This is a genomic window from Massilia genomosp. 1, from assembly GCF_011682185.1.
Lineage (GTDB): Bacteria > Pseudomonadota > Gammaproteobacteria > Burkholderiales > Burkholderiaceae_D > Telluria_A > Telluria_A rubra.
The window spans coordinates 1-698 of sequence record NZ_WHJF01000343.1 but is presented as its reverse complement, the minus strand read 5'-3'; the positions used below and the strand labels follow the sequence as shown (position 1 = coordinate 698).

Annotated in this window: 1 protein-coding gene; it reads right to left on the bottom strand. The window is 44.0% G+C overall.

The window, feature by feature from the left end:
- Nucleotides 1-53: 53 nt before the first annotated feature.
- Nucleotides 54-494 (bottom strand): hypothetical protein, encoded by a 441-nt coding sequence (locus tag F1735_RS33975; RefSeq protein WP_167241450.1) that lies wholly within the window; start codon nt 492-494, stop codon nt 54-56.
- Between the last annotated feature and the right edge of the window lie 204 nt (nt 495-698).

Genomic DNA, 698 nt, shown 5'->3' with positions numbered 1-698 from the left:
AAATGAGATTAGCCATGATTCCGCCGCCGTAAACGATCAGATTTCCTCCGATATCACGAAAAAGCGATGAAAAATCGTGCTCTCCTGATGTCGGCCAGTTCGGAAAAATCGTTTTGCAATTGGCTCAGCTGATCATAATTTGTGGTAATGATAATCTTAGCATTAATAGCCTGTATTGCCGCGTGAAACGGCGAGGGCGAAAATCTAGGGGCTGCAAATATTTGCTGGAAAAAAATGCGACGATCAGCTTGTGGCACCCCATCAAAAACAACTTCCGCTGCATCAAGAAAGAGTTCTTTCCCTATAAGTTCACCGACATATTTCAAATCATTTGGATTCGCAAATTTAGCACCTGCATCTTCAAGTAACTTTTTCCAAGATGGTGGTCGGGCACCAGCTGCGTTGGTAGAACTAGAGGAAATACCGGAGCCTAAAAACAGAATCGCGCGTTTGGACGCGATTTCCTCAACAAGAGAGTCTGGCCAATTGATCACTATTACCCCCCCGTATTTGAGATCAAATTTTCCGAAACTTTATCAAAAATTTCGGAGTAGATTTTAGCTTGCGAATAATGAGCCTCTTGCAAAACTAGCGGAACGGATGAAAATTGCTTGGCAGCGCAAGCGAAAAGGTGGGAGTGGGCGCCCATTTCTGGCATGATTTAGTTTCTGAAGCTTAATCAAAACGCCCACACCATG